General features: G+C 55.7%; 18 protein-coding genes. 11 read left to right on the top strand and 7 right to left on the bottom strand.

Annotation, left to right across the window (positions count from 1 at the left end):
• Nucleotides 1-10: 10 nt before the first annotated feature.
• Nucleotides 11-1855, top strand: a complete 1845-nt coding sequence (locus tag PQR62_RS09400) for a methyl-accepting chemotaxis protein (protein ID WP_408157175.1) — start codon at nucleotides 11-13, stop codon at nucleotides 1853-1855.
• 301 nt (nucleotides 1856-2156) lie between these two features.
• Here PQR62_RS09400 and PQR62_RS09395 read toward each other — a convergent pair whose 3' ends face one another.
• Nucleotides 2157-3077, bottom strand: a complete 921-nt coding sequence (locus PQR62_RS09395) for a LysR family transcriptional regulator (RefSeq protein WP_408157173.1) — start codon at nucleotides 3075-3077, stop codon at nucleotides 2157-2159.
• Between the two features lie 122 nt (nucleotides 3078-3199).
• Between PQR62_RS09395 and PQR62_RS09390 the strand changes: the two genes are divergently transcribed.
• From PQR62_RS09390 to PQR62_RS09365, 6 genes are all read left to right on the top strand, one after another.
• Nucleotides 3200-4183 carry an ABC transporter substrate-binding protein gene (locus PQR62_RS09390; protein ID WP_408157171.1) on the top strand — a complete coding sequence of 328 codons (984 nt, stop codon included), beginning with the start codon at nucleotides 3200-3202 and terminating at the stop codon, nucleotides 4181-4183.
• A gap of 31 nt (nucleotides 4184-4214) precedes the next feature.
• Entirely contained in the window at nucleotides 4215-5276 is a 1062-nt protein-coding gene (locus tag PQR62_RS09385; RefSeq protein WP_408157169.1) for an ABC transporter ATP-binding protein, read from the top strand.
• On the top strand, nucleotides 5273-6931 hold the full coding sequence (locus PQR62_RS09380; RefSeq protein WP_408157167.1) for an ABC transporter permease: 1659 nt from the start codon (nucleotides 5273-5275) through the stop codon (nucleotides 6929-6931). The genes PQR62_RS09385 and PQR62_RS09380 overlap by 4 nt, the downstream gene beginning before the upstream one ends.
• Nucleotides 6928-8154: a pyridoxal phosphate-dependent aminotransferase gene (locus PQR62_RS09375; protein WP_408157165.1), complete on the top strand. Its 1227-nt coding sequence runs from the start codon at nucleotides 6928-6930 to the stop codon at nucleotides 8152-8154. The genes PQR62_RS09380 and PQR62_RS09375 overlap by 4 nt, the downstream gene beginning before the upstream one ends.
• 37 nt (nucleotides 8155-8191) lie before the next feature.
• Nucleotides 8192-9064, top strand: coding sequence for a phosphonopyruvate hydrolase (locus PQR62_RS09370; protein ID WP_408157163.1), 873 nt, complete (start codon nucleotides 8192-8194; stop codon nucleotides 9062-9064).
• Between the two features lie 74 nt (nucleotides 9065-9138).
• The gene (locus PQR62_RS09365) at nucleotides 9139-10983 is read left to right on the top strand and encodes a methyl-accepting chemotaxis protein (RefSeq protein WP_408157161.1); all 1845 of its coding nucleotides are present in this window, start codon (nucleotides 9139-9141) and stop codon (nucleotides 10981-10983) included.
• Between the two features lie 76 nt (nucleotides 10984-11059).
• Here the strand turns inward: PQR62_RS09365 and PQR62_RS09360 are convergent, their stop codons facing one another.
• The 5 genes from PQR62_RS09360 to PQR62_RS09340 form a co-directional block, all read right to left on the bottom strand.
• Nucleotides 11060-11536 carry a low molecular weight protein tyrosine phosphatase family protein gene (locus PQR62_RS09360; RefSeq protein ID WP_408157159.1) on the bottom strand — a complete coding sequence of 159 codons (477 nt, stop codon included), beginning with the start codon at nucleotides 11534-11536 and terminating at the stop codon, nucleotides 11060-11062.
• Between the two features lie 72 nt (nucleotides 11537-11608).
• Complete coding sequence (locus tag PQR62_RS09355; protein ID WP_408157157.1) at nucleotides 11609-12157, bottom strand: hypothetical protein; 549 nt, start codon at nucleotides 12155-12157, stop codon at nucleotides 11609-11611.
• Nucleotides 12158-12319: 162 nt separating this feature from the next.
• Nucleotides 12320-12889 (bottom strand): DUF6891 domain-containing protein, encoded by a 570-nt coding sequence (locus PQR62_RS09350; protein WP_408157155.1) that lies wholly within the window; start codon nucleotides 12887-12889, stop codon nucleotides 12320-12322.
• A 582-nt stretch (nucleotides 12890-13471) separates the two neighbouring features.
• Nucleotides 13472-13921 carry a lipocalin-like domain-containing protein gene (locus tag PQR62_RS09345; RefSeq protein WP_408157153.1) on the bottom strand — a complete coding sequence of 150 codons (450 nt, stop codon included), beginning with the start codon at nucleotides 13919-13921 and terminating at the stop codon, nucleotides 13472-13474.
• A gap of 63 nt (nucleotides 13922-13984) precedes the next feature.
• A complete protein-coding gene (locus tag PQR62_RS09340; protein WP_408157151.1) occupies nucleotides 13985-14812 on the bottom strand; it encodes an SDR family oxidoreductase in 828 nt (275 codons plus the stop codon).
• 44 nt (nucleotides 14813-14856) lie between these two features.
• On the opposite strand from PQR62_RS09340, the gene PQR62_RS09335 reads away from it, so the two are divergent.
• Nucleotides 14857-15834 (top strand): LysR family transcriptional regulator, encoded by a 978-nt coding sequence (locus tag PQR62_RS09335; RefSeq protein WP_408157149.1) that lies wholly within the window; start codon nucleotides 14857-14859, stop codon nucleotides 15832-15834.
• Nucleotides 15835-16303: 469 nt separating this feature from the next.
• Here PQR62_RS09335 and PQR62_RS09330 read toward each other — a convergent pair whose 3' ends face one another.
• Complete coding sequence (locus PQR62_RS09330; protein WP_408157147.1) at nucleotides 16304-17191, bottom strand: LysR family transcriptional regulator; 888 nt, start codon at nucleotides 17189-17191, stop codon at nucleotides 16304-16306.
• Between the two features lie 201 nt (nucleotides 17192-17392).
• Between PQR62_RS09330 and PQR62_RS09325 the strand changes: the two genes are divergently transcribed.
• Genes PQR62_RS09325 through PQR62_RS09315 form a run of 3 tightly spaced genes read left to right on the top strand, consistent with a single transcriptional unit; the run spans nucleotide 17393 to nucleotide 21775 of the window.
• Nucleotides 17393-18859: an N-acyl-D-amino-acid deacylase family protein gene (locus PQR62_RS09325; protein ID WP_408157145.1), complete on the top strand. Its 1467-nt coding sequence runs from the start codon at nucleotides 17393-17395 to the stop codon at nucleotides 18857-18859.
• 49 nt (nucleotides 18860-18908) lie between these two features.
• Nucleotides 18909-20756 (top strand): methyl-accepting chemotaxis protein, encoded by a 1848-nt coding sequence (locus PQR62_RS09320; protein WP_408157143.1) that lies wholly within the window; start codon nucleotides 18909-18911, stop codon nucleotides 20754-20756.
• Nucleotides 20753-21775: a LysR family transcriptional regulator gene (locus PQR62_RS09315; protein WP_408157141.1), complete on the top strand. Its 1023-nt coding sequence runs from the start codon at nucleotides 20753-20755 to the stop codon at nucleotides 21773-21775. The genes PQR62_RS09320 and PQR62_RS09315 overlap by 4 nt, the downstream gene beginning before the upstream one ends.
• Nucleotides 21776-21798: the final 23 nt, after the last annotated feature.

Below are 21798 nucleotides of genomic sequence, written 5' to 3'. Positions count from 1 at the left end.
ATCACTGCACATGGCGCCATCCGGCCAAAATCAATCCATAGATGAGGAAGTGATGTTGCTGTCTACACTGCGTGCCCGCTTGATCGCGGTCTGCGTAGCCACCGTGCTGACCGGAATGTTGAGTATGGTTGGCGCGAACTACGTCACAACACGATCACAGTTGCTTGAACGTCTGGAAGTGCAGACGCGCCAGCTGGCCGATAGCCACGCGGCGACCATCGCTGCCTGGATTCAATCTAAAAAGTTGGTTGTGTCTTCCATCGTGCAGTCCACTGGAGAGGAAGATGCCGTTCCGGCACTCAAGGCGGCTCGACAGGCCGGTGGATTCGATGACGCCTACATCGGCTATCAGGACAAGCGTGCTTCGTTTTCGCAGTCGCGGAGCAGAGCGCCGGACTACGATCCAACAAAGAGGCCCTGGTTTATAAAGGCATCGGAGGCTTCAATCCCAGTCGTCACCTCCCCCTACGTCAGTGCCAGCACCGGAAAATTATTGGTGACATTTGCTGAGGCCGTACGATCAGAGAACAAGGTCATCGCGGTCGCCTCCGCCGACGTGCTCCTTGATACAGTCGTTCAGATCGTGGTCGGCATCAAAGCTACGCCGAATAGTTTTGCATTCTTGGTCGATAGTGCCGGCAAGATCATTGCCCATCCCGATTCTGCACTTGCACTAAAGCCGGTATCGGACATTGATCCAGGATTGAATTCCGGATTTTTGTCTGAGTTAGAACGTTCTCAACGAAGCAAATATGTGGAGTTGGACGGGAAGGCCGTGATGCTTCAGGCAGTTAGCGTACCTGGTACTGACTGGAAATTGCTGATTGCCCTGGATCGTGCTGATGTAATGCGGCCATTGAAGGAGGTGTTGATTTCGTCGGTGCTGATCGCCGCACTGATTGCCTGCGCTGCTTCTGCCTTGCTGGGCGCACTGATCGCAAAGGCTTTGGTGCGCCTGGGACTCGTGCGCGATGCGCTGAATGACATTGCCAGCGGCGAAGGTGATTTGACGCAGAGAATCGACGCAAGCGGGATTGATGAGCTCGCGCAAATTGCGCGGGCCTTCAATCAGTTTGTCCAAAAGATATCGAATCTTTTGCGGGAAATAAGGACGTCGAGTGAAATCATTAAGATCGCGTCCAGTGAAATCGCACATGGCAATGCAGATTTATCGGCAAGAACAGAATCCCAGGCTGGCGCTCTGGAGGAGACCGCGTCCGCGATGGAGGAGCTTACCTCTGGAGTGCAACAGAATTCCGATAACGCCCATCAGGCGAACACGTTGGCCGCGGGGGCTTCCAGAGTAGCTGCTCAGGGAGGCGACATGGTAAGCCGCATGGTCGATACCATGATTGGCATAGATGCCTCGTCCAAAAGGGTCGTCGAGATCATTGCGGTGATTGACGGCATTGCATTTCAGACCAATATCCTTGCACTCAATGCGGCGGTTGAGGCGGCCCGTGCCGGCGAGCAGGGACGGGGATTCGCGGTGGTGGCGAGCGAAGTGCGAGTCTTGGCGCAGCGGTCTGCACTCGCGGCAAAAGAGATTGCTGGCTTGATCGGTGACTCTACGCGGCAGGTTTCGGAAGGCAGCTTGCTGGCGACCCAAGCGGGAACAACGATCCAAGAGGTTGTTGCCAGCGTTCAAAGAGTCAGTTCAGTGATGGCCGAAATCAGTGCGGCAAGCGCCGAGCAGGATCGCGGTGTTGGTGAAATCAATGCCGCAATCTTGCAGATGGACGAGGTGACGCAGAGGAATGCCGCTCTGGTGGAAGAAGTAGCCGCCGCGGCGCATTCCCTTCAAGGGCAAGCACTCAAGCTATCTGAGCTTGTTAACGTCTTCACACTAGATTGATGGCTGAGTGCTGTTTTTTGCGGATGTCAGCGTTCGCCCCCCGAGGCGGCAACAGCAAGACAGGCGAGTGGCGACCAGTTAAGTCCATAGAAGTTGTCCTCTGGTAGTGTTTTGGCGAGGCTGTGGAGCCTCGCCATTTTTTTCTCAATGAGAAAAACTATTCTTCGAAAGTTTCGCGAGCCTACGCCCCGAATCTTTCATACCACCGAAAAATTAACGTGGGGCAACCAGAAATTTCTGCTTTTGTGAATGTCTGTTTCTGGCCGATTGCTGCCGTTAATTTATACCATCCAATCTAAACCTATTTGGTGCGGGCCTCAGACAATTCATTTGCTAACTGAGTTACTCGAGTTCTCAACATGCCCTTAAGCCAGCGACAAAAGTTTCGGCCGGCCTGTACCTGTTGCGTTTGCGAATTCATGTAAGCCCAATAGGTCGCGCCGGAGGAGATTTTCTGATCGTCCAGCATGATCAGTGTTCCTGCCCGCAGCTGGTCAAGCACCAACAACTGCGGTGCGACTAGAAATCCTGTGCCGCCGATTGCTGCGGCAACAGCCAGAAAAAGATGATCGTACATTGCACCGACGTGCAAGCGATCCGGTGAGATATCTTTTGCGATGGCCCACGTCGCCAGAATATCCGGGCGTGATGTTGTCGCAATCATCGGCCAACGGTGCGGCGCCTGTGCTCGGTGCTTCTGTACCAATGGAGGGGCGCCTACGCATACCAGTTCTTCTTGCAGCAATTCCCAGCTTTCGCTATTCGGAATAGCCAGATCCCGCGTGATGAGGACGTCGAATTCGTCCTGCGGCAACGGTGGCGACAAGGATGTAATCAGATCGACCCGCAGCGGCGATTGGGCCATGAAAGCACCCAGCATCGGCACGACGACCGTCATTGCAAAGCTTGGCATGGAAGTGCGCACCATCAACCGGTCGTTGCTGTTTTCCCCTTGAAACATCTGCTGTGTGGCGAGTTCGATCGTTGCCACTGCATCTTTGACAGCGTCGTAATACTGCGATCCGGCAGTGGTCAACGCAATCGTCGCGCCGCGTCGCTCGAACAATTTGATGCCGGCGGCTTTCTCCAGCGTCGCTACATGGCGGCTGACTGCGCTTTGGGTAATCCCCAGTGCGGCCGCAGCCCGGGTGAAGGTCCCGTGGCGGCCGATGGTGACAAACGCCCGAATCGCCGTGAGAGGTACGTCCAGATGTTTAAGCATGATTAAAACTCATCCTTCTATGCGTAGATTGAGATAGTGGCGCTTTTCTGTCATGGGACGGTAATAGTACATTGCAATCATCGCCAGTCCAGCTTCCCTCATCTATTCAAAAAGGTCAAATCATGTTGAAGAAGTGTCGCCTATTATCATTATTACTCATACCAGTCAGTTTCTTGGTTAAGCCGGCGGCGGCTGCCGAAGTGGTCCTGTATTCGTCAAACAATGTAGAAACCGTCAACCGTGTAGTGGAACTGTTCACAAAGAAGAATCCGGATATCAAAGTCTCTGTGGTCCGTGCTGGCACAGGTGCGCTGATGCAGCGCATCAAGGCGGAGGCCGCCAATCCTCTGGGGGACATATTCTGGTCCGGCGGACTGGCAACGATTGCGGAATTCAAAGCCCAGCTCGACCCGTATGCATCACCGCAGGCAAATACTGTTGCCGCCGCCTATCGCGGACCCAACGGCCTGTGGTTGGGCACCAATGTCCATGTCAACGTATTGATGGTGAACGCACGTCAGGTCACGGATGGGGCTCTTCCGAAGAGTTGGAGCGATCTGAGCGACCCGCGCTGGAAGGGTCGGTTGGTTATTCCCGATCCTGAACGCACCAGCGCTTCCTTTGTCGCCTTGTACGGTATTCGACAAACACTCGGCAAAGCCATGTTGAGTCGCATTGCACGCAACGCCACGATCGTCGGAACCACATCTGCCGCCTACGACGGTGTCGCCAAAGGTGAATTCGCCGTTGCGCTCACCATGGAATACGCCGCTTATGAATACGTCGCCGGCGGCCTCAAGGAGATCAAGCTGGTCTACCCGTCTGAAGGAACGTTCATGTCGGTGGAGGGCATGGCCTTGATCAAAGGTGCCAAGCATCCTGCCGAGGCTCGCAAGCTGTACGAGTTTCTGGCGTCGAAAGAAGCGCAGACCGATATCTTTAAATCAGCATTCCGCCGTCCTTTGCGTACCGATATCGACGTAAGCACTCTCTCGACATTGCCTGCATTGAGTGCCGTAAAAGTGGTGCCGCTTGATGAGGAAAAGATGAGCCAGGATCGCGCAGCGTTCCTCGCCGAGTGGCGCGAAATCATCTCTGCGCGTTGATCGCGCAAGAGCGCATAAAAGGGAGATGACAATGCAAGTTGTATTTGAAAATATCGAACAAAGCTACGGCAAGCAAGCCTTGTTCCGTCAACTGAATCTGAAGATACCGAGCGGAAAACTATTCACCTTGCTGGGGCCGTCTGGCTGCGGCAAGACCAGTCTATTACGTATGCTGGCGGGATTCATTCGCCCCGATAGCGGGCGCATTCTGTTCGGCGGCGTCGATGTGACGGGAGTACCGGTCAATCGTCGGGACGTGGGGATGGTGTTTCAGGACTACGCACTGTTTCCGGATCGTTCGATTCTCGCCAACGTTTGCTACGGACTGGCGGCCCGGAATGTTCCAAGAGATCAGGCAACGCAGCGCGCAATGGCCATGCTCAAACGCGTCGGACTGGAGTCTTTCGCAGATCGCCCGCCATCCGCCTTGTCTGGCGGACAGCGTCAGCGGGTGGCGATGGCGCGGGCGCTGGTGATTGAGCCAAAGCTGTTGTTGCTGGACGAGCCGCTATCGGCGCTGGATGTCAAATTGCGCGTCGAGTTGCGCAGCATGATCCGAGAGTTGCAAATCGAGGCCGGCATTACCACAGTATTCGTGACGCACGACCAGGAAGAAGCGTTGGCAATGTCAGATCAGATCGCCGTCATGAATCGCGGTTGTGTCGTACAGCTAGGGACGCCGCGCGAAGTGTATACGCGTCCCTGTACGTCCTTCGTTGCCGATTTTGTTGGTAGCGCCAATCTGATTTCCATCAATCAGGAACTGCCTGAAGTCAACGGCCTGCGACGTTTCGATTCGTCCGCAGGGGTATTGCTGACCAATAGCGCAGTACCGTTTCGGGCGGGAATCAAACTGGCCGTGCGCAGTGAAGAGATCTCGTTTGCGGAGGCCGATGCACCCAAAGAGGGGCAGGTTCCGGGCGTGGTGGAGCATGTCGAATTTCGCGGCAGCCTCACCAGCTACGCCATCCGCACACCTGCGGGAACGATCGCTGTCGCCAGCAGCGGCAACGCTCAACAACGACAGCGTATTCGCGGTGAGAACGTGCTGCTGCAATTGCCGTTCGACGCGCATCTGGTGGAGGCAACATGATCGCCGGCAGATTAAGACGTGATCCTGCATGGATGGCGACTGCGATCGCTGCGATCTGCCTCATGGCGATATTTCTGCTGTGGCCGCTGGTGTCGATGCTAGGAAAATCCTTCATCAATCCGGACGGGCATTGGGGCTTGCATGGTTACGTACGGTTTTTTTCCGAACCATCTTATCGCGAAGTTTTTTTCAACACGTTGATCCTCGGCGTCGCCGTCACTGCGGGTTCGCTACTCATCGGCGGCGGGCTGGCGCTGGTCGTAGCGCGCTGCAAATTTCCTTTTGCGGGCATGTTGATGATCTTGCCGTTGATCACCATGGTGATTCCGGATGTGGTGGTCGCGGCCTCGTGGGTGCTTGTGCTTGGTAAGCAGGGACTCATCAACAGCTGGCTTGAACCGCTTGGTACTGAGTTGCCGTCGTTGTACTCGTGGTGGGGACTGGTGTTTGTTATGACCCTCAATAACTACGTCTATGCGTTCGTCGCGGTGCTGGTTGGGCTGAAATCGATGGATCGCAGTTTGGAGGAGGCTGCGCTAAGTCTGGGGCGCCCGCTGCCGAGGGTGCTGGTCGGTGTCACCATGCCGCTCCTGCTGCCATCGGTGTTCGCCGGCGCCTTGATTGTGTTCACACATGTGATCGGCAGCTTCGGCGTGCCGGCGATTCTTGGTGCGCGCACACCGGTGTTGGCGGTCAAGGCCTACAACGAATTTGTCAGCGAGATGGGCGGCAATCCGCAGATGCAAACCACCATGGCGTCATTGTTGGTTTACCTCGGCGCCGGTTTGCTGTTGTTGCAGAAGTTTGTCGTCGAACGGCGTCAATTCCAAATGGAATCAGGACGTACGCCCGTAGCTATTCCACTTAAAGGCGGCAAGGCAATGGCCGCAGCCGGCAGTGTGCTGCTGATCGTGGCGCTGTCTCTGCTGCCGGCGCTAGTCGTCCTTGTGACGGCTTTTACTCCCTCGGTGGGACCGGTACTCCGGTACGGCGGTTTTACGCTCAATCATTTTCACTACGCGTTGGTAAGAGCACCCGAACCTTTGTATAACTCGCTGTTCTTGTCGACCATAGCGACAGCGACGGGAGTCGTTTTTTCCATCGCCACCGCTTATCTCATCGTCAAACGTCGTTCATTGATTACACACGTTCTTGATGTGTTGGTGACTTTGCCGCTGACTATCGCCGGCACCGTTCTGGGTATTGCGCTGATCAATTCATTCAGCAGTGGGCCACTGGCGCTGACGGGGACCTGGATCATCATGGCGCTGGCATATTTTCTGCGGCGGGTACCCAGCGGCGTGCGCTCCGCGACGGGCCCCTTGCACAACCTTAAGGATTCGATAGAAGAAGCATCAATGAGTCTCGGTGTCGGTACCTTGGGCAGTTTTGTGCGCGTGGTACTGCCGGTGATCGGTCCTTCCGTGGGTGCTGCCGCCGTCCTGATGTGGGTCACCACTTTGTCGGAGCTGTCGGCCACCATCGTCTTGTATTTCGGCGGCATGAACACCATGCCAATTGAAATTTTTCAACAAGTAGACAGCGGCCGCCTGGCACTGGCCTGTGCCTACAGCGTACTGCTGCTGATCACGATCTTTACCTCCCTGGCGCTGGCGCGCTGGATTTTCCGTCTTAAAGTAGGAACCATAGAATGAACGACTCTACAACTCAAGCAACACAATTTCTGGCTACCCGTGTGCTGGGCGCCAAACCTTCAGCCACGAAGGAGATGACTCAACTGGCCAATCAGCTGAAACTGGTCGGCCGCGACATCATCACTCTGAGCCAGGGCGAGCCTGACTTCCCGACCCCGCAGCACGTGCGCGACGCCGCCAAGGCGGCAATCGATCGCAACGAATCGCGCTATACCGATGTGCCCGGCACTTTGGCGCTGCGTGAAGCGGTCAGCCGAAAGTTCGAACGCGACAATGGCTTGCGCTATACCCCCGAGCAAATTCAGGTCGGCTGCGGCGCCAAACAATTGCTGTACAACGCGTTACAGGCGACGATCAATCCGGGCGATGAAGTCGTCATCCCGACACCAGCCTGGGTTTCCTATCCAGAGATGGTCTTGCTGGCAGGCGGTACCCCGGTAATCGTGCGCTGCAATGCAGGTGCCGGTTTCAAGATCACACCCGAGCAATTGGAAGAAGCCATTACGCCGCGCACCAAATGGCTGATGCTCAATTCACCTTCCAACCCAAGCGGCGCGATCTATAGCGCCGCCGAATTAGCGGCATTGGCGGTGGTGCTGTTGCGCCATCCACAGGTATGGATCATGGCTGACGATATCTACGAAAAGATCCGCTATGAGACAACGCCGTTTGCCACGCCCGCGGCGGTCACTCCCGAACTTGCTGCGCGGACGCTGACCATTAACGGTGTCTCGAAGGCGTACGCCATGACCGGCTGGCGAGTGGGTTTCGGCGCGGGTCCGAAGGAACTGATAAAGGCCATGAACTTGGTTCAATCGCAGTCGACTTCACATACCAGCTCGATCAGTCAGGCGGCGGCAATTGCAGCACTTGACGGGCCGATGGATTTTTTGCCCGGATTTGTCGAGGCTTTTCGCCGGCGTCGTGATCAGGTTGTCGGCGACTTGTGCAAGATTGAAGGCATTACTTGTGATCTTCCGCCCGGGGCGTTCTATGCCTTCCCAGGATGCATGGGGCTGCTCGGCCGTCGCGATCCTTCCGGCAATCTGATTGCCTCGGATACAGAACTTGCCCTGTATTTGCTGCGCGAAAGCGGCGTGGCCGTGGTGCCCGGCACCGCATTTGAATTGCCCGGGCATTTCCGGGTGTCCTATGCCGCAGCCGACGATGAGCTCAAGCTTGCTACAGCACGGATAGCAGCGGCTTGCGCGCGTCTGCAATAAATCAGTTTCTCAACACTCACACAAGCAAGGATCAACGATGAGCAAGAATAAACGACTGCGCGCCGCACTCAACGACGGCACGCTCTTCACCGCCATGGCGGCACATAATCCGTTGGTGGCGAAGCTGGCAGAGCAGGCCGGATTTGGAGGTATCTGGGGTAGTGGTTTTGAATTGTCAGCCAGTTATGCGGTGCCCGATGCAAACATCCTTTCGATGAGCACACATCTGGAAATGATGCGGGCGGTTGCCGCGACTGTTTCCATTCCACTGATCGCGGACATCGATACTGGATTCGGCAATGCGGTCAATGTCAGCTACATCGTCCCGCAATACGAAGCCGCCGGTGCGTCGGCAATCGTGATGGAAGATAAGACTTTTCCCAAAGACACCAGTCTGCGTGCAGAAGGACGGCAGGAACTGGTGCGTATCGAAGAGTTTCAAGGCAAGGTAGCGGCAGCAGTCGAGGCGCGTACCGACAAGGATTTTGTCGTGGTGGCGAGAGTGGAAGCGTTGATCGCGGGGCAGGGACAAGAAGAAGCTATCCGCCGCGGCCAAGCATACGTCGAGGCCGGCGCAGATGCGATTCTGATTCACTCGAAACAAAAGACGCCCGACGAAATCCTTTCCTTCATCCAGGCCTGGTCAGGAAAAGTCCCTTTGGTGTTGGTGCCTACTGCCTATCCGCAGTTGACTGAAGCGGATATTGCAGCGCTGGGAAAAGTCGGTATCGTCATCTATGGCAATCACGCTATTCGGGCAGCTGCCGGCGCCATGCGCAAAGTATTCGAGCAGATTCGCAGGGACGGCGGCATTGCCAACGTCGATAAAGAGATTCCCGCGGTTGCCGACATCATCGGACTTCAGGGCGACAAGTACATGCGCGAACTGGAAGCGCGATTCTTGCGATAGGCCACGTGTCATTTATCCCGATTGACGCCCGGCTCAGCAGAGCGATTGCTCAAGGGGCATCCAATGAAAATATCATGAACTCTTCTTCCTTACGCAATCGCCTCATCGCTATTTGCGCCGGCATCGTTGTGTTGGCGATGCTGGTCGTCGTCGGGGCTAATTTCGTCACTGTGCGTTCGCGTACGTTATCTTCGCTGGATAGTCAGCTAGGGCAGTTGGCACAAAGCCGGGCTGCTACTATCGCCGAGTGGGTGGCCGCCAAGAAACTGGTGGTGAGTTCCATTAAGCAATCCGCGTTGACGCAGGATCCCAAGCCTTTTGTAAAGACCGCCGAGCAAGCAGGAGACTTCGTTCAGGCCTATATCGGTTATCAGGACAAGCATGCAGTTTTTTCGCAGGATCGCGCACGTGCTGCCGATTACGATCCGACCATGCGTCCTTGGTATCTGCAGGCAGTCAAGAGCAGCGGGCCGATAGTCACAGCGCCTTATACCAGCTCGAGCACAGGCAAGTTGCTGGTTACATTTGCGGAAGCAGTGAGCAGCGACGGCGTGCTGGCAGCAGTTGCTGCTGCTGATGTGCTGCTCGACACCGTGGTGCGTACCGTTGTCGCCATCAAGCCGACAGAGAACAGTTATGCCTTTCTCCTTGATGCCGACGGAAACATCATCGCTCACCCGGACAAACAATTTGATCTGAAACCGGTTTCGACTCTGAATCAGGCGATTGAGGTGGAGACGCTGTCGAAGTTGGATGCCAGCCATCGTCATCAGGATGTCATTCTCGCCGGCCGCGACAAAATGTTGTTTCCGGTTCGGGTAGCCGGTACCGAATGGATGCTGGTGATTGCGCTTGATCTCGCGGATGCCTCTGCGCCGCTGACCGCCATGTTAAGTACCTCGCTGATCACCTCGTTGCTGGTGACCGGGTTAGCTGCACTTATCCTTGGCGTGCTGGTGTCGCAGTCATTGAGGCGTTTACTGGCGGTGCAGGAGGCGTTGGAAGAAATTGCTGACGGCGACGGCGATCTTACGCGCCGCCTCCGCATGCAAGGTAGCGATGAACTCGCGCGTATTGGTGCAGCGTTCAATCGCTTCGTCGACAAGATTGAAGGCGTCATGATCGACATTCGTGATGCCAGTCACACCATTCATGCGGCGTCGCGCGATATTGCCAGCGGCAATATGGATTTGTCTCAGCGTACGGAAGCGCAGGCCAGTTCGCTGGAAGAAACGGCGGCAGCAATGGAAGAACTGACTTCCAGCGTGCGCCACAATGCCGACAACGCGACACAAGCCAATCAGCTTTCACAGTCAGCCTCCGAGATCGCCGGTCGGGGCGGCGCGATGGTGGAACAAGTAGTACAAACCATGACGGTCATCAAGGCGTCGTCTCAAAAGATCGTGGATATTATCAGCGTGATAGACGGTATCGCCTTTCAGACCAATATCCTTGCATTGAATGCGGCTGTGGAAGCGGCTCGCGCCGGTGAGCAAGGTCGCGGCTTCGCAGTAGTGGCGTCAGAAGTACGGTCGCTGGCGCAGCGTTCTGCCATTGCAGCCAAAGAGATTAATGTTCTCATCACGGATTCCGTGGAACAGATATCCACTGGAGAAGAGACTGTGATTGAAGCCGGTGTCACCATAAGAAGCGTGGTGGAAAGCGTAAGGAAGGTCAGTGATGTGGTGGCTGAGATCACTGCGGCCAGCCGGGAGCAAAGTCAGGGCATCAATCAAACCAATGACGCTGTGGCGCACATGGATCAATCAACCCAGCGAAATGCCGCATTGGTAGAAGAAGCTGCCGCCGGAGCTCAATCTCTACAAGAACAGGCAGGTCGCTTGGCACATATTGTGGTGTTATTCAAGCTTGGCGGCTCACCAGAAAGCGGTGCGACCACGAAGGCTGTGCCGTTCTGACAGCGAATCCTGATTTTCCGGACGCCTCTCTGCAGGGGCATATCTGCAGATGACCGCTACTGGCCGATAGCGGACTTCACTCTAACATCAGAATCGCTGGCACCGCCTGATTTAGCAGCTCAATCAGCTCTGCATCCATGTACTTATATTCGTCTGGGATATCAAGCACGTAGATAAGCTTAAAATCCAGAACGCGCGTGTATTCTGCTTTTAGTCGCGACCTATGCTTTTCTTCCATCACCAAAATTACGTCAGCCCACCGAATGTCGTTTTCTGAAACATGGTGTCGAGCATTTGGACTTGTTCCGCCAGACCGCACATTCAATTTTGGATGACTGCGCCAGATGGTTTCCGCAGTTGGGCTTCGCCATTGATTTTTGCTGCAAACGAAAAGAACATTTATTCGTTCGTCGGCCTCGGAAACAGAGTTTTGTCTCAGCTTGGCTTCGAAAAGCCTTGGATACTCAATACCAAGTTGCTTTGCGCGGGCAAGTTTGGTCGATCTGGTATACAGATCTTTCCAGTTCTTTTCCCGCTTTCCTTCATTTTTCATATCAACTGTTGTTCTGTAACTTAAAATCTCAAGGGCCGCTTCTGGCCGGTTGCGAACTTCGGTAAGCCATTTTCAAACAGGATGAGAAGAGGTCGGGAACGAACGATAGTCCTGATCCCACAGCCTGGCCACCCAAAATTTCTCAACATGAGATGCGATCTGCTCGTGCGCTTCCTTCAAGGATAGAGCGCGAGCCCAACTGACATATTTAGTAAATGCAGTTCGCCTGTCAGTCAATGCACTAATTACATCTGCCGTAGACAGCGTTGAGAAATCTAGTCGCCCATAGGGAAGAGACATTAATCTTGATGGATCAAAAGCCCAATCTTGGGGATTAGTGTTCAACAACTCCTCAGAACTGAATACCCACGGATATTCTCCGGGTTCACCGGGAGCTGCAGTGGGCACAGTTTCGGATTTATCTCGCAGAAACGAGTGGCGAAAACAAGCAAGATGGACAATCGTTCCAGGGCTGGCAAGCCGTCCTCCACCGCGTACCCAAGCAATCTGTACCAACCCGTCATCGCTTAGCAATCGCGTCCCTTTCTTTTGAAACCCGATAGCTTCTAACGGGCGGGCGACTATCTCGTCAAAAATCTCTTCAAATTCGGTTTTCTGCATAGCTTCTCGTTTTGGATAAAAGAGTTTTCGTACCGGATGATAGATTTATACAAAGTCCGCTTCTGGCCGATTGCAGACTTTACAGATCGAATTAGATATTCCAGGAAATAGCAATACAGTGTCTGACCTAATAAACCGAGAACTGCCAGGTCTAGGTCACGACTAAGACCGCTTCCGCTTTCCCCTGCGATGCCATTTGATCAGAGGAACGTTGATCTTCGTCTGTGCGCTTCCGTCCCAATCAACTCTGAACCCATGCCGCTCCAGCGCTGAGACTATCTCCCCAGCGATTGCCAAGGTTCCTTCGTCGGTATTGGCCAAATCGCCATAAGAAAGCAGCAGTCCCCTTCCTGCTAGTGCGCTTGCCATACTCTGCTGGTGGTAGAAACAATATCCCCGATAAGCACGAGAAGGTTGTTCCGACCAAATTTGTCGCACATCGCCTAGACCATCTTGGTTAGTAAAACCAGCATTCTGCAATGCAATGATCATCGATTCATTCAACTCCTGGAACAACGCGTCAAGCCTGTCACAATCCGTTTTTGACGGCCAATCTTTCTCTTGTACTCTCTTCTCATAAAATTGTTCATCGATGAATTTTTGCAATTTTTCTTCATCAATATCTTCTTCCAGAATGTCGTCTAAGGCCTCGTTGACCTGATCGATGTCATAAAAGCCAGACCAGATGAGAATTTTGAGCTGGTCTGCCGCGTACAGTTCGTTCTGATTCATGGCACTTCCTTTGCGCGGATGGAGAGTTTTTTATCTCGATGTCTGTTTCTGGCCGATTGCAGCCGTCGCCTCAAGCACTATTCCTATATCTGCTACGACTATCAGGCCGACTGGGATTTATTCTATGACGCACTGGATGGTAGGGTTCCTCCCTGGTGCAAACGCCGACTCGTAGCGGACAGAATCAACGAGTTGCTTCGCTATGAGTACCATAAGAAGAATGCCTTGCCGGAGCACCATGCGTTAAACGACGCGAGGGCTAATTGTTACGCCTTCAGAGAAGTGCCCTAGACACACCACCGTACACACTGGCTAGTGCAGACGCCTCGGAAGACCGCTTCTGGCCGGTCGCTTCCATCTGTTTTCGACCCAAAAGCGGACTTAGTCTTTATCACTGAAGGGAATATCTCATCCGAGGAAGAGCATATTCATTTCTTCCACGTAGTGCCGTAGCAGCGCTACCTGCCGCTACAGCGACAAGACCTACGACACGGCCTGCTTTGCGAGCGTAGTATCGAGTAGCAATCTTGGTTTGCATTTGAAGTAACAATGCTTGCAGGTTCGTCGGTTCTGGATGAAGGGCTAACGAACACGTTCCCAATGAATGACGATCTTGGTACCATCCGGCCGTTGAAAGTTCTCCGTCATCCTGTCTCCTTCCACGATCAGGCGCAGCTCGTTGCGACTCCTGACGTCACCAGTCCAGTTCGGAAAAGTTGATCCATCGACCTGGTTGCCGCTGAATTCGCCCTCGTCATCGACTGTGTATGTCCCGAAGAAACCAATGGTTTTTGCCATGGCAATCCGATTTTCTACGTCGGTGCCTTCACCACGCATATTAGATACAAAACGTGGAACGTCCGCGTCGGTTAATACTTCGACGAAATGCATATCGGATGTAAAACTAAGCAATCCGTTCGGCCTCTTGCCATAGGCCGGTACCTTCGCGCCCTCCGGATCGAGCCAAGCTGACATCATTCTCCATGTGCCTAGCACTTTGTTGCGTGGGGAAGCTTCGGTGGGGGCGCTCATGGATAAAATTCCTATCAAGAAGGGAAGTATGTATCGCAGCTTCGGCATGGTTCGTTGTTCCAATCAGCTCATTTTTAAGGCGCGGCGAACAATGCGCATCTGTGTTTGAGCGCCGATCCATCGGCGTAACCGCCAGAGGCGCTTGGCGTCGGCTCCAACGAGATAGCGCAGACGATCGCCAGGGTCGTTCGCGGCTTCAAAGATCGTATTTGCGACTAACTCTGGCGAGCTTGAGCGCGAGACGTTATCTTTACGCGCGGCGTTTATTGCCTCCATCATTTGCTCGTAAGCGGGCAGCTCCGAGTGATCGAGTAAATCCATGGAGCTACTTCCGAAGTTGGTCTTGGTAAGACCCGGCTCCACTATCTTGACCCTGATCCCGAACCTGCTCAGCTCATACCACAGCCCCTCTGATAGTCCCTCAACTGCAAATTTGGTGGAGTTGTAAAGGGTATAGGCGGGCAAGGCCATCAGGCCTCCTATCGAGCTAACATTGATTATTACGCCCTCTCGATTTGAGCGGAAGTGCGGAGCTATAGCTTTGACACAATGAATCACCCCAAAGACGTTGACATCATATTGCCGCTGCACTTGTGCTTGCGACGCCGCTTCTATCGGGCCAAAAGTGCCGTAGCCTGCGTTGTTAATCCAAACATCAATCTTGCTGAATGCCGATATCGATGTCGCGACAGCCGCGGTGACACTGGCGGCGTCCTGAACGTCGAGGGCGACGAGCTTCAACCGGTCGGTCTCTACAAGATCTTTTTCCACAGCCGGCAGTCGCATTGCGGCGACAACGTTCCACCCGGCTCTTGCAAAGACCTGCGCCGTTGCCTTTCCGATACCGCTTGATGAGCCTGTGATCACTACGGTCTTAGCTATATCGGTCATGGGTGGCTCCAGGTGATGGCTCGCGCTGGAAACCCGTCCGTTGCTTGCGCCAATTCATCAACATTATAATTAGCGAAATAAATCACAACAATATGGGCTTATATGAACAGCTTAATGAGAAATTTTCACTAATGAGGCCATTTCTCGATGACTTAACTATATTTCTCGCGATCGCGGAGCATGGCAGTTTCCGGCGCGCGGCTGTTCTCCTGGACCTTTCACCATCGGCACTGAGCCATGCCATGCGGGCCTTAGAGAGCAGGCTTGGAACGCGTCTCCTCAACCGAACAACTCGTAGCGTTGGTCTCACAGAGGCCGGCGCTCGGCTGGCCGAACGTCTCAGGCCTGCGCTGAATAGTGTGGAGAATGCCATCGCTGAATTACGTGACGATGCCGACCAACTCTCAGGTCAAATTCGCATCACTGCCGCGGAATACGGTGCGGTTCTACTCCTTGAAAGAGGACTATCCGAATTCCAAGCCCGTCATCTGCTTGTCCAGGTAGAGTTAGTCATAGACTCTGCCCTTGTCGACCTCGCTGCCGGCGGCTTCGATGCTGGGGTCAGGTTTCGAGATGACGTTCCACCCGATATGGTGGCGATCCCGATATCGAAAAAGTCTTCGCTCGTTGCCGCCGCTGCTCCTGCCTACCTCGCGAACCATCCGCCGCCGAGGCTGCCGGCAGATTTGCTGCAGCATCGCTGTATCCGTCAGCGCTTCGCTAACGGCCGAATTTATCGTTGGGACTTCGAGGACAGAGGTCGATCTATAACGATTGATCCGCCGGGAACACTGACTAGCAATAGCCTCGCCACGATCGTTGCTGCCGCGGTGCGCGGTGCAGGGATTTGCTACGTGCCTATACACCATGTGGCGGCTAAAATTGAATCCGGACAGCTCGTGCGATTACTAGAAGAGTATTCGCCTACCTTCGACGGCCATTGTTTTTACTATCTGCCGTCCAGGCACCCAACCCGCGCATTCAGCGCATTCATTGAGCATTTGCGAACCAGCTTCGTTTAGACATAAATGGCCCACTGTTCTTTGGAGGGCGTCGAGCAACGATAAGGCTAAAGGAATGGCGGGTTGAAATTGGACCTCCGTGCACATCGAGGCGGCGCCGATTTGCACCGCGATGATAAACGCGATCTCAATGCCGGACTTCCGTTCCTCGGCAAACATGGGCGGTTCGGCGCGGATCGCACCGATACCGACGATCATAACCTCTTCGTTCGAGAAGTAATTGTTAAAGGCCCGTGTCGAGACACCAGTCTCGGTGACGATAGCTACATGGTCGCGGTGGTTTGTGTCCGGCGAGTCTGCCCTTGTTTCAAGAAGCAACTGGCATAGTTATAGCATCTTCATCTGACTCTCCTTAGTAAGAATGGAGGATCAGCTTGCACCAACAAGGGCATTCATCGGATGACTGCTTCTGGCCGATTGCCGCCGTTCATTGCACGAGAAGTAAGCTCAGCCGCGCACTTGATTTGTTTCAATCCTTCGTATTCTTCAAGATATCCAGCAAGTAGGCCGCGGTTTTTGGCGGCGGGCGCGAGCCGTTTGTCAGCGCGTAGATATTGGTTGGTATGTCCAGTGACAGCTTTCTTATCTGAATCTCCGAGCCGATCAGTTTGGCATGGGCGGTATACTTGTCCACCACGGCGATCCCAATTCCTTCTTCTACCAGCGCGCGTGCAAGCGTGAAAGTCTGAACCTGTACGCGGACGTTGGGCGGTGGCGAAATGTCCTCCAACCAGATGGACATGGCTGACCCCAACGGCGATGTGATATCGATGCCGACAAAAGGTTGGTCCGATAATTCTTCCGCCTGGAGCGGCTCGCTCAGTATTTTTTTGGGCCACCAGCCCTTCGGGGCAATCGCATAGATTTCGCAGGATCGGATCAGCGTCGAGATAAGGTTTGGATGAGAGATCGACTGCATTGTCAGCCCGAGGTCGACCTCGTTCAACAGCAGGGCGTATAGCATTTCACGGGTATGCGATACCGCCATCACACATTCTGAAGCGGGATACGCGCGACACCATTGCGCCAGAGCGCGCGGCGCCATGTGATGCGCGATGGCAGGGGTGGCGGCAATGCGCAGGGGGGAGGCACTGCCCACGGCCAGATCCGCGACCACGCGCTTGATGCGCGTCAATTGCTTGTCGAACGGCTCCAGCTCTTCCTGCAGACGAAGTGCTTCCGGCGTGGGGACCAGTTTCCCCTTGGAGCGTTCGAATAACTTGAATCCCAGTGTCTGTTCGGCATGCTGCAGCATCTTGCTGATAGACGGCTGGGTCACATTGAGCAGGCGCGCCGCACCGACCGCACTCCCGGTACGCATGATGGCGCTGAATATTTCTATATGTCGCAGGCGCATGAGAATCTCATCTGGTCGTGAGCAGGGGAAATTCTTGCTGCTCCACGGTTTCAAGGCAATCAAAGTATATAGCCAAAGGTTATAGGGTAGCCAAATCTTCTCATTGGACGCCGTTGTTTCACCCTCCTATAGTCCGATTCAAGCAGCGCCCATTCCGGTCAAGCCGGTCGCGCAATCATATTGAATCCTGGAGTCGTACTGATGAGCACGCCAACACCGGCCAACAAAAAATTCGACCTGCTGATTTGTCACGGCATGGTGATCGATGGCAATCGCCAACCGCGCTTTCAGGCCGATGTCGGCGTGATTGACGGCATGATCGCGGAGATCGGCAATCTCGCCGGACGCGAGGCCGACATCGTGGTCGACGCTCGCAACAAGATCGTTGCACCTGGTTTTATCGACTCTCATACGCATGATGACCAGGCCGTGCTGTCGCAACCGAACATGAGCTACAAGGTGTCGCAGGGCGTGACTACGGTCATCACCGGCAATTGCGGTATCAGCATTGCGCCGCTGAGCGACGCCAGTCCGATGCCGGCACCGCTCAATCTGCTGGGCGGGGAAAACCAGCCGCGTTTCGAGACGTTTGCCGCCTATTTACAGGCGCTGCGCGACACGCCGTCGGCGGTCAATGTCGCGGCGCTGGTGGGACATTCCACCCTGCGGGTGATGAGCATGGACACGCTCGATCGCGTTGCCACCCATGCCGAAATCGTCGCGATGCAGGTTTTGCTGGAAGAAGCGCTCGAGGCCGGCGCCATCGGCATGTCCACCGGCACAGCCTACCCGCCTGCCATGGCGGCGTCGACGGAAGAAATCATCGCCGTCGGTCGCCCGTTGTCGCGCCGCAAGTCGCTCTACGTGACGCACATGCGCGACGAGGCAGACCATTCCATGGAGGCGCTGGAAGAGACTTTCCTGATCGGTCGCGAACTGGATGTGCCTGTTGTGATCTCCCATCACAAACTGCAGCGGGAAAAAAATTTCGGAAAGTCGGCGATCACCTTGCCGCGCATCAAGGCCGCGATGCAATGCCAATGCGTGTCGCTGGACTGCTATCCCTACAACGCCAGTTCCACCATGTTGCACAGTGCTCCAGAAAAGCTGGAAGGCAAGGTACTGATCGCGTCCAGCCAGACGTATCCCCATTGTGCCGGACGCTACTTGGGCGACATCGCCGACGAGTGGAATGTCTCGCGTGAAGAAGCGGCGCGGCGCCTGCAACCGGCTAGCGCGGTGTACTTCAGCATGGATCCGGAAGACGTAAAGAACATCCTGGCCTTCGAGGAAACCATGATCGGCTCGGACGGCATACCGACCGGTGAAAAGCCGCATCCGCGCCTGTGGGGAACCTTCCCGCGCGTGTTGGGACGCTATAGCCGCGACCTCGGGCTGTTTTCGCTGGAGACGGCGGTATGGAAGATGACCGGCCTGACCGCGCGCAATTTTGGCTTGACGGGACGCGGCGTACTGGCCGTGGGCATGCATGCCGACATCGTGGTCTTCGATTCGAAAACCATCAAAGACGTCGCCAGCTACGAAAAGCCGATCGCCGCTGCGGAGGGCATCGTCGCCGTGGTCGTCAACGGCGTGCTGGCCTGGCAAGGCGGCCGGCATCGCGCCAGCCGCAGCGGCATGGTGCTCACCGGCGGCGATGGCGGCTAAGACAGGTTGGATGGACGCAGTCTTTAAGGGTTCAGAGCGGGGGCTAAACATGTTTTCTTCAATGCGTACCAAAATGCTGGCGATTACTACCGGTACCGTCGTGATTGCACTGGCCGTCACCAGCGCGACCATTTACCTGATCGTGCGGACTGACAGCATGGAAACCATCCGCCAGGACTTGTCTGCGATCGCCGCAGGCAATACCCGAGCACTGGAAGAATGGATTTCGGCCAAAGCGGTGGCAGTGGCGGCAACCGCCGCCACCATAGAAGCCGGCGACCCGCATGGCCTGACCAAGCAACTGCAGAAAGGCGGCGGCTTTGCGTTGACCACAACGGGTTGGCAAGACAAGAGTTTCGTGGCGGACTCGTCCGATTTGCCGGCCACCTACGACCCCACTTCGCGGCCATGGTATGCCGACACGGCCAAGACCCGCATGTCGCAAATCACCAAGCCATATCGTTCGGCCACGGGGGTGCCGGTGGTGTCGCTGACGGCGCCCATCGTGCGCGACGGCCAGGTGGTCGGCGTGGTCGCCGGGGGCGTTTCGCTGCAGACGGTGAGCGACGTGGTTGGGAAAATTCATCCCACGCCGTCGAGCTTCGGCATCGTGGTCGATCAGAATGGCGTCGTGCTGGCCTATGCCGATGCGCAATTCGTCTTGAAGCCCTCCGACAGTATTTCGCCGGCATTGGCCTATCCGGCCCTGAAAGCGCTGGCCGGTACGGAACAGCTGTTGCGCGTCAACCTGGGTGGCGCCGACAAACTCTTGCTGGTGCGGGCCATTCCCGGCACCAGTTGGCTGCTGGCCGTGGCCCTTGACCTGCAGGAGGCGACCACGGGCCTGCGCAGCGTGTTGCTGGCGTCATCGGTCGCGGTGGCCTTGATGGCGTTGCTGGCAGCGCTCGGTAGCAGTGTGCTTACGGCGCGGTCGGTGCGCGGTCTGGCACGGGTTTCGGATGCCATGAACGAGATCGGCGCCGGCGGCAGCGACCTCAGCAAGCGTCTGCCGGTGTTGGGGCGCGATGAGGTGGCGAAGATCAGCATATCGTTCAATGCGTTCGTTGGAAAGATCGAAGGCATATTGCGCGAAATCAAATCGGGCGGCGAGGCGATGTCGGTCGCCACGCGCGAAATCGATCTCGGCAACCACGATTTGTCGGCGCGCACCGAGTCGGTGGCCGGCACGCTGGAAGAAACCTCTGCGTCGTTGATAGAACTGACCGGCGCCGTCAAGAGCTCGGCCGAAGCCAGCAAGCACGCCAGCGAACTGGCGCATGTCGCCAGCGATGCGGCCAAGAACGGCATGCATGTGATGGAAGGAGTGGTCAGCACCATGTCCGAGATTGCCGGTTCATCGGCCAACATCGCCGAGATCATCAGTGTCATCGACGGCATTGCTTTCCAGACCAATATCCTGGCGCTGAATGCGGCCGTGGAAGCGGCGCGCGCTGGGGAAAACGGTCGCGGCTTCGCGGTCGTCGCCAGCGAAGTGCGCAGTCTGGCGCAGCGCAGCGCTACTGCCGCCAAGGAAATCAAGGCATTGATAGAGACTTCCGAGGCCAAGGTCGCGACCGGTATTTCACGCGTGCAAAACGCCGGCAAGAACATGGCCGACATCGTGCACAGCATCCAGCGCGTGGCCACTCTTATCATGGAGGTCGATCGTTCCATGAGCGAGCAAGACCTTGGTATCAGTCAGATCAATCTGGCGGTCGGCGAGATCGAGCAATCGACCCAGCAAAATGCCGCGCTGGTGGAAGAGGCCGCAGCTGCCTCGTCGGTGCTCAACGAGCACGCACAAAAACTCAACGGCATGGTCGGCGGTTTCAAGTTGACTGAAATCAGCCTGCAAGCGGAGGCGCCGCGCAGGCAGCAGCTACTGCTGGACCATTGAACCGTGCAAGCCGAACGACCACCGTCATCACGAAAGTCACGCCCATGGAACTGAGGCACTTACGATATTTCATTGCAGTTGCGGAGCAGGGCAGCGTGCGTGCCGCTTCGGAACGCATCCATGTCACGCAGCCGGCCTTGTCGCGGCAGATCATGGACCTCGAAAGCGAACTGGGTGTAACGCTGTTCGAGCGCACGTCGCGCGGCCTCAAGCTCACCGAGATCGGCGGTATATTTTTGTCTAGCGTCCAGCGAACGTTGCTGGCATTGGAAGAGGCCACGCACCTCACGCGTGAAGCCGCTGCCGGCATGCAAGGCGTGATACGCATCGGCTTTACCGAGAGTGCGGGATGGACTGGCGTGTTGCCAACGGCATTCAGCCGATTCCAGAAAGAAGCGCCTCAGGTCAAGGTCGAGCTGGTGCCGCTGAATACCACGCAGCAGCTGACGGAAATCGAATCGCAGGCGCTCGATGGCGGCTTCTTGAACCTGTTCGCGCCGCTGCCGAAAAAATTCCGCATGCTGTCGATTTCACGCAAGGACGTGGTGATGGCCGTGCCGCAGGAGTGGGAGGTGCGGGAGGATGAACGGGTCAGCATCCGTTACCTGTCTGGCAAGCCGGTGGTGGGTTTTCCGCGTTCCACTTATCCCGCGTACTACGACCAGATATTTGCCGCGTGCACGCATAGCCGGGTAACGCTCGACGTGGTCCAGGAAGTGTCGACGGTGACGGCGATTATGGCGCTGGTATCGGCTGGCTTGGGGGCGGCGGTAGTGATTTCGGACAATCGCGCGCGACCGCCTGCACGCGTGAAATTTCTCGATTTCCACGATTTTTCGGTGCCCATCGATTTCTCTTTCATCCATCTAGCCGAGAACAGCAACCCGGCCTTGCTGCGTTTCAGAGACATCGTGCGGCAGTGTATCGCCGACGGCGAGTCGCAGACCGGCCCGAAAGAAAGTACACCGATGCGGCGTGGCATGAGCGCCACAGAACGGGAATATGTCGCCGCCGGGTGAAGAATAAAACAGTGCACGCAAGA

It is taken from the genome of Herbaspirillum lusitanum, assembly GCF_046025995.1.
Taxonomy (GTDB): Bacteria; Pseudomonadota; Gammaproteobacteria; order Burkholderiales; family Burkholderiaceae_D; genus Herbaspirillum; species Herbaspirillum lusitanum_A.
Note: the sequence above shows the minus strand (reverse complement) of the source record. Positions and strands in the feature narration are given on the sequence as shown.

What these genes read in the sequence shown, in the direction of transcription:
- PQR62_RS09365 (WP_408157161.1), top strand. Translation starts at nt 9,139, where the DNA reads ATGAACTCTTCTTCCTTACGCAATCGCCTCATCGCTATTTGCGCCGGC.
- PQR62_RS09340 (WP_408157151.1), bottom strand. Translation starts at nt 14,812, where the DNA reads ATGACCGATATAGCTAAGACCGTAGTGATCACAGGCTCATCAAGCGGT.
- PQR62_RS09350 (WP_408157155.1), bottom strand. Translation starts at nt 12,889, where the DNA reads ATGAATCAGAACGAACTGTACGCGGCAGACCAGCTCAAAATTCTCATC.
- PQR62_RS09345 (WP_408157153.1), bottom strand. Translation starts at nt 13,921, where the DNA reads ATGAGCGCCCCCACCGAAGCTTCCCCACGCAACAAAGTGCTAGGCACA.
- PQR62_RS09320 (WP_408157143.1), top strand. Translation starts at nt 18,909, where the DNA reads ATGTTTTCTTCAATGCGTACCAAAATGCTGGCGATTACTACCGGTACC.
- PQR62_RS09375 (WP_408157165.1), top strand. Translation starts at nt 6,928, where the DNA reads ATGAACGACTCTACAACTCAAGCAACACAATTTCTGGCTACCCGTGTG.
- PQR62_RS09355 (WP_408157157.1), bottom strand. Translation starts at nt 12,157, where the DNA reads ATGCAGAAAACCGAATTTGAAGAGATTTTTGACGAGATAGTCGCCCGC.
- PQR62_RS09360 (WP_408157159.1), bottom strand. Translation starts at nt 11,536, where the DNA reads ATGAAAAATGAAGGAAAGCGGGAAAAGAACTGGAAAGATCTGTATACC.
- PQR62_RS09390 (WP_408157171.1), top strand. Translation starts at nt 3,200, where the DNA reads ATGTTGAAGAAGTGTCGCCTATTATCATTATTACTCATACCAGTCAGT.
- PQR62_RS09395 (WP_408157173.1), bottom strand. Translation starts at nt 3,077, where the DNA reads ATGCTTAAACATCTGGACGTACCTCTCACGGCGATTCGGGCGTTTGTC.
- PQR62_RS09370 (WP_408157163.1), top strand. Translation starts at nt 8,192, where the DNA reads ATGAGCAAGAATAAACGACTGCGCGCCGCACTCAACGACGGCACGCTC.
- PQR62_RS09400 (WP_408157175.1), top strand. Translation starts at nt 11, where the DNA reads ATGGCGCCATCCGGCCAAAATCAATCCATAGATGAGGAAGTGATGTTG.
- PQR62_RS09330 (WP_408157147.1), bottom strand. Translation starts at nt 17,191, where the DNA reads ATGCGCCTGCGACATATAGAAATATTCAGCGCCATCATGCGTACCGGG.
- PQR62_RS09325 (WP_408157145.1), top strand. Translation starts at nt 17,393, where the DNA reads ATGAGCACGCCAACACCGGCCAACAAAAAATTCGACCTGCTGATTTGT.
- PQR62_RS09385 (WP_408157169.1), top strand. Translation starts at nt 4,215, where the DNA reads ATGCAAGTTGTATTTGAAAATATCGAACAAAGCTACGGCAAGCAAGCC.
- PQR62_RS09380 (WP_408157167.1), top strand. Translation starts at nt 5,273, where the DNA reads ATGATCGCCGGCAGATTAAGACGTGATCCTGCATGGATGGCGACTGCG.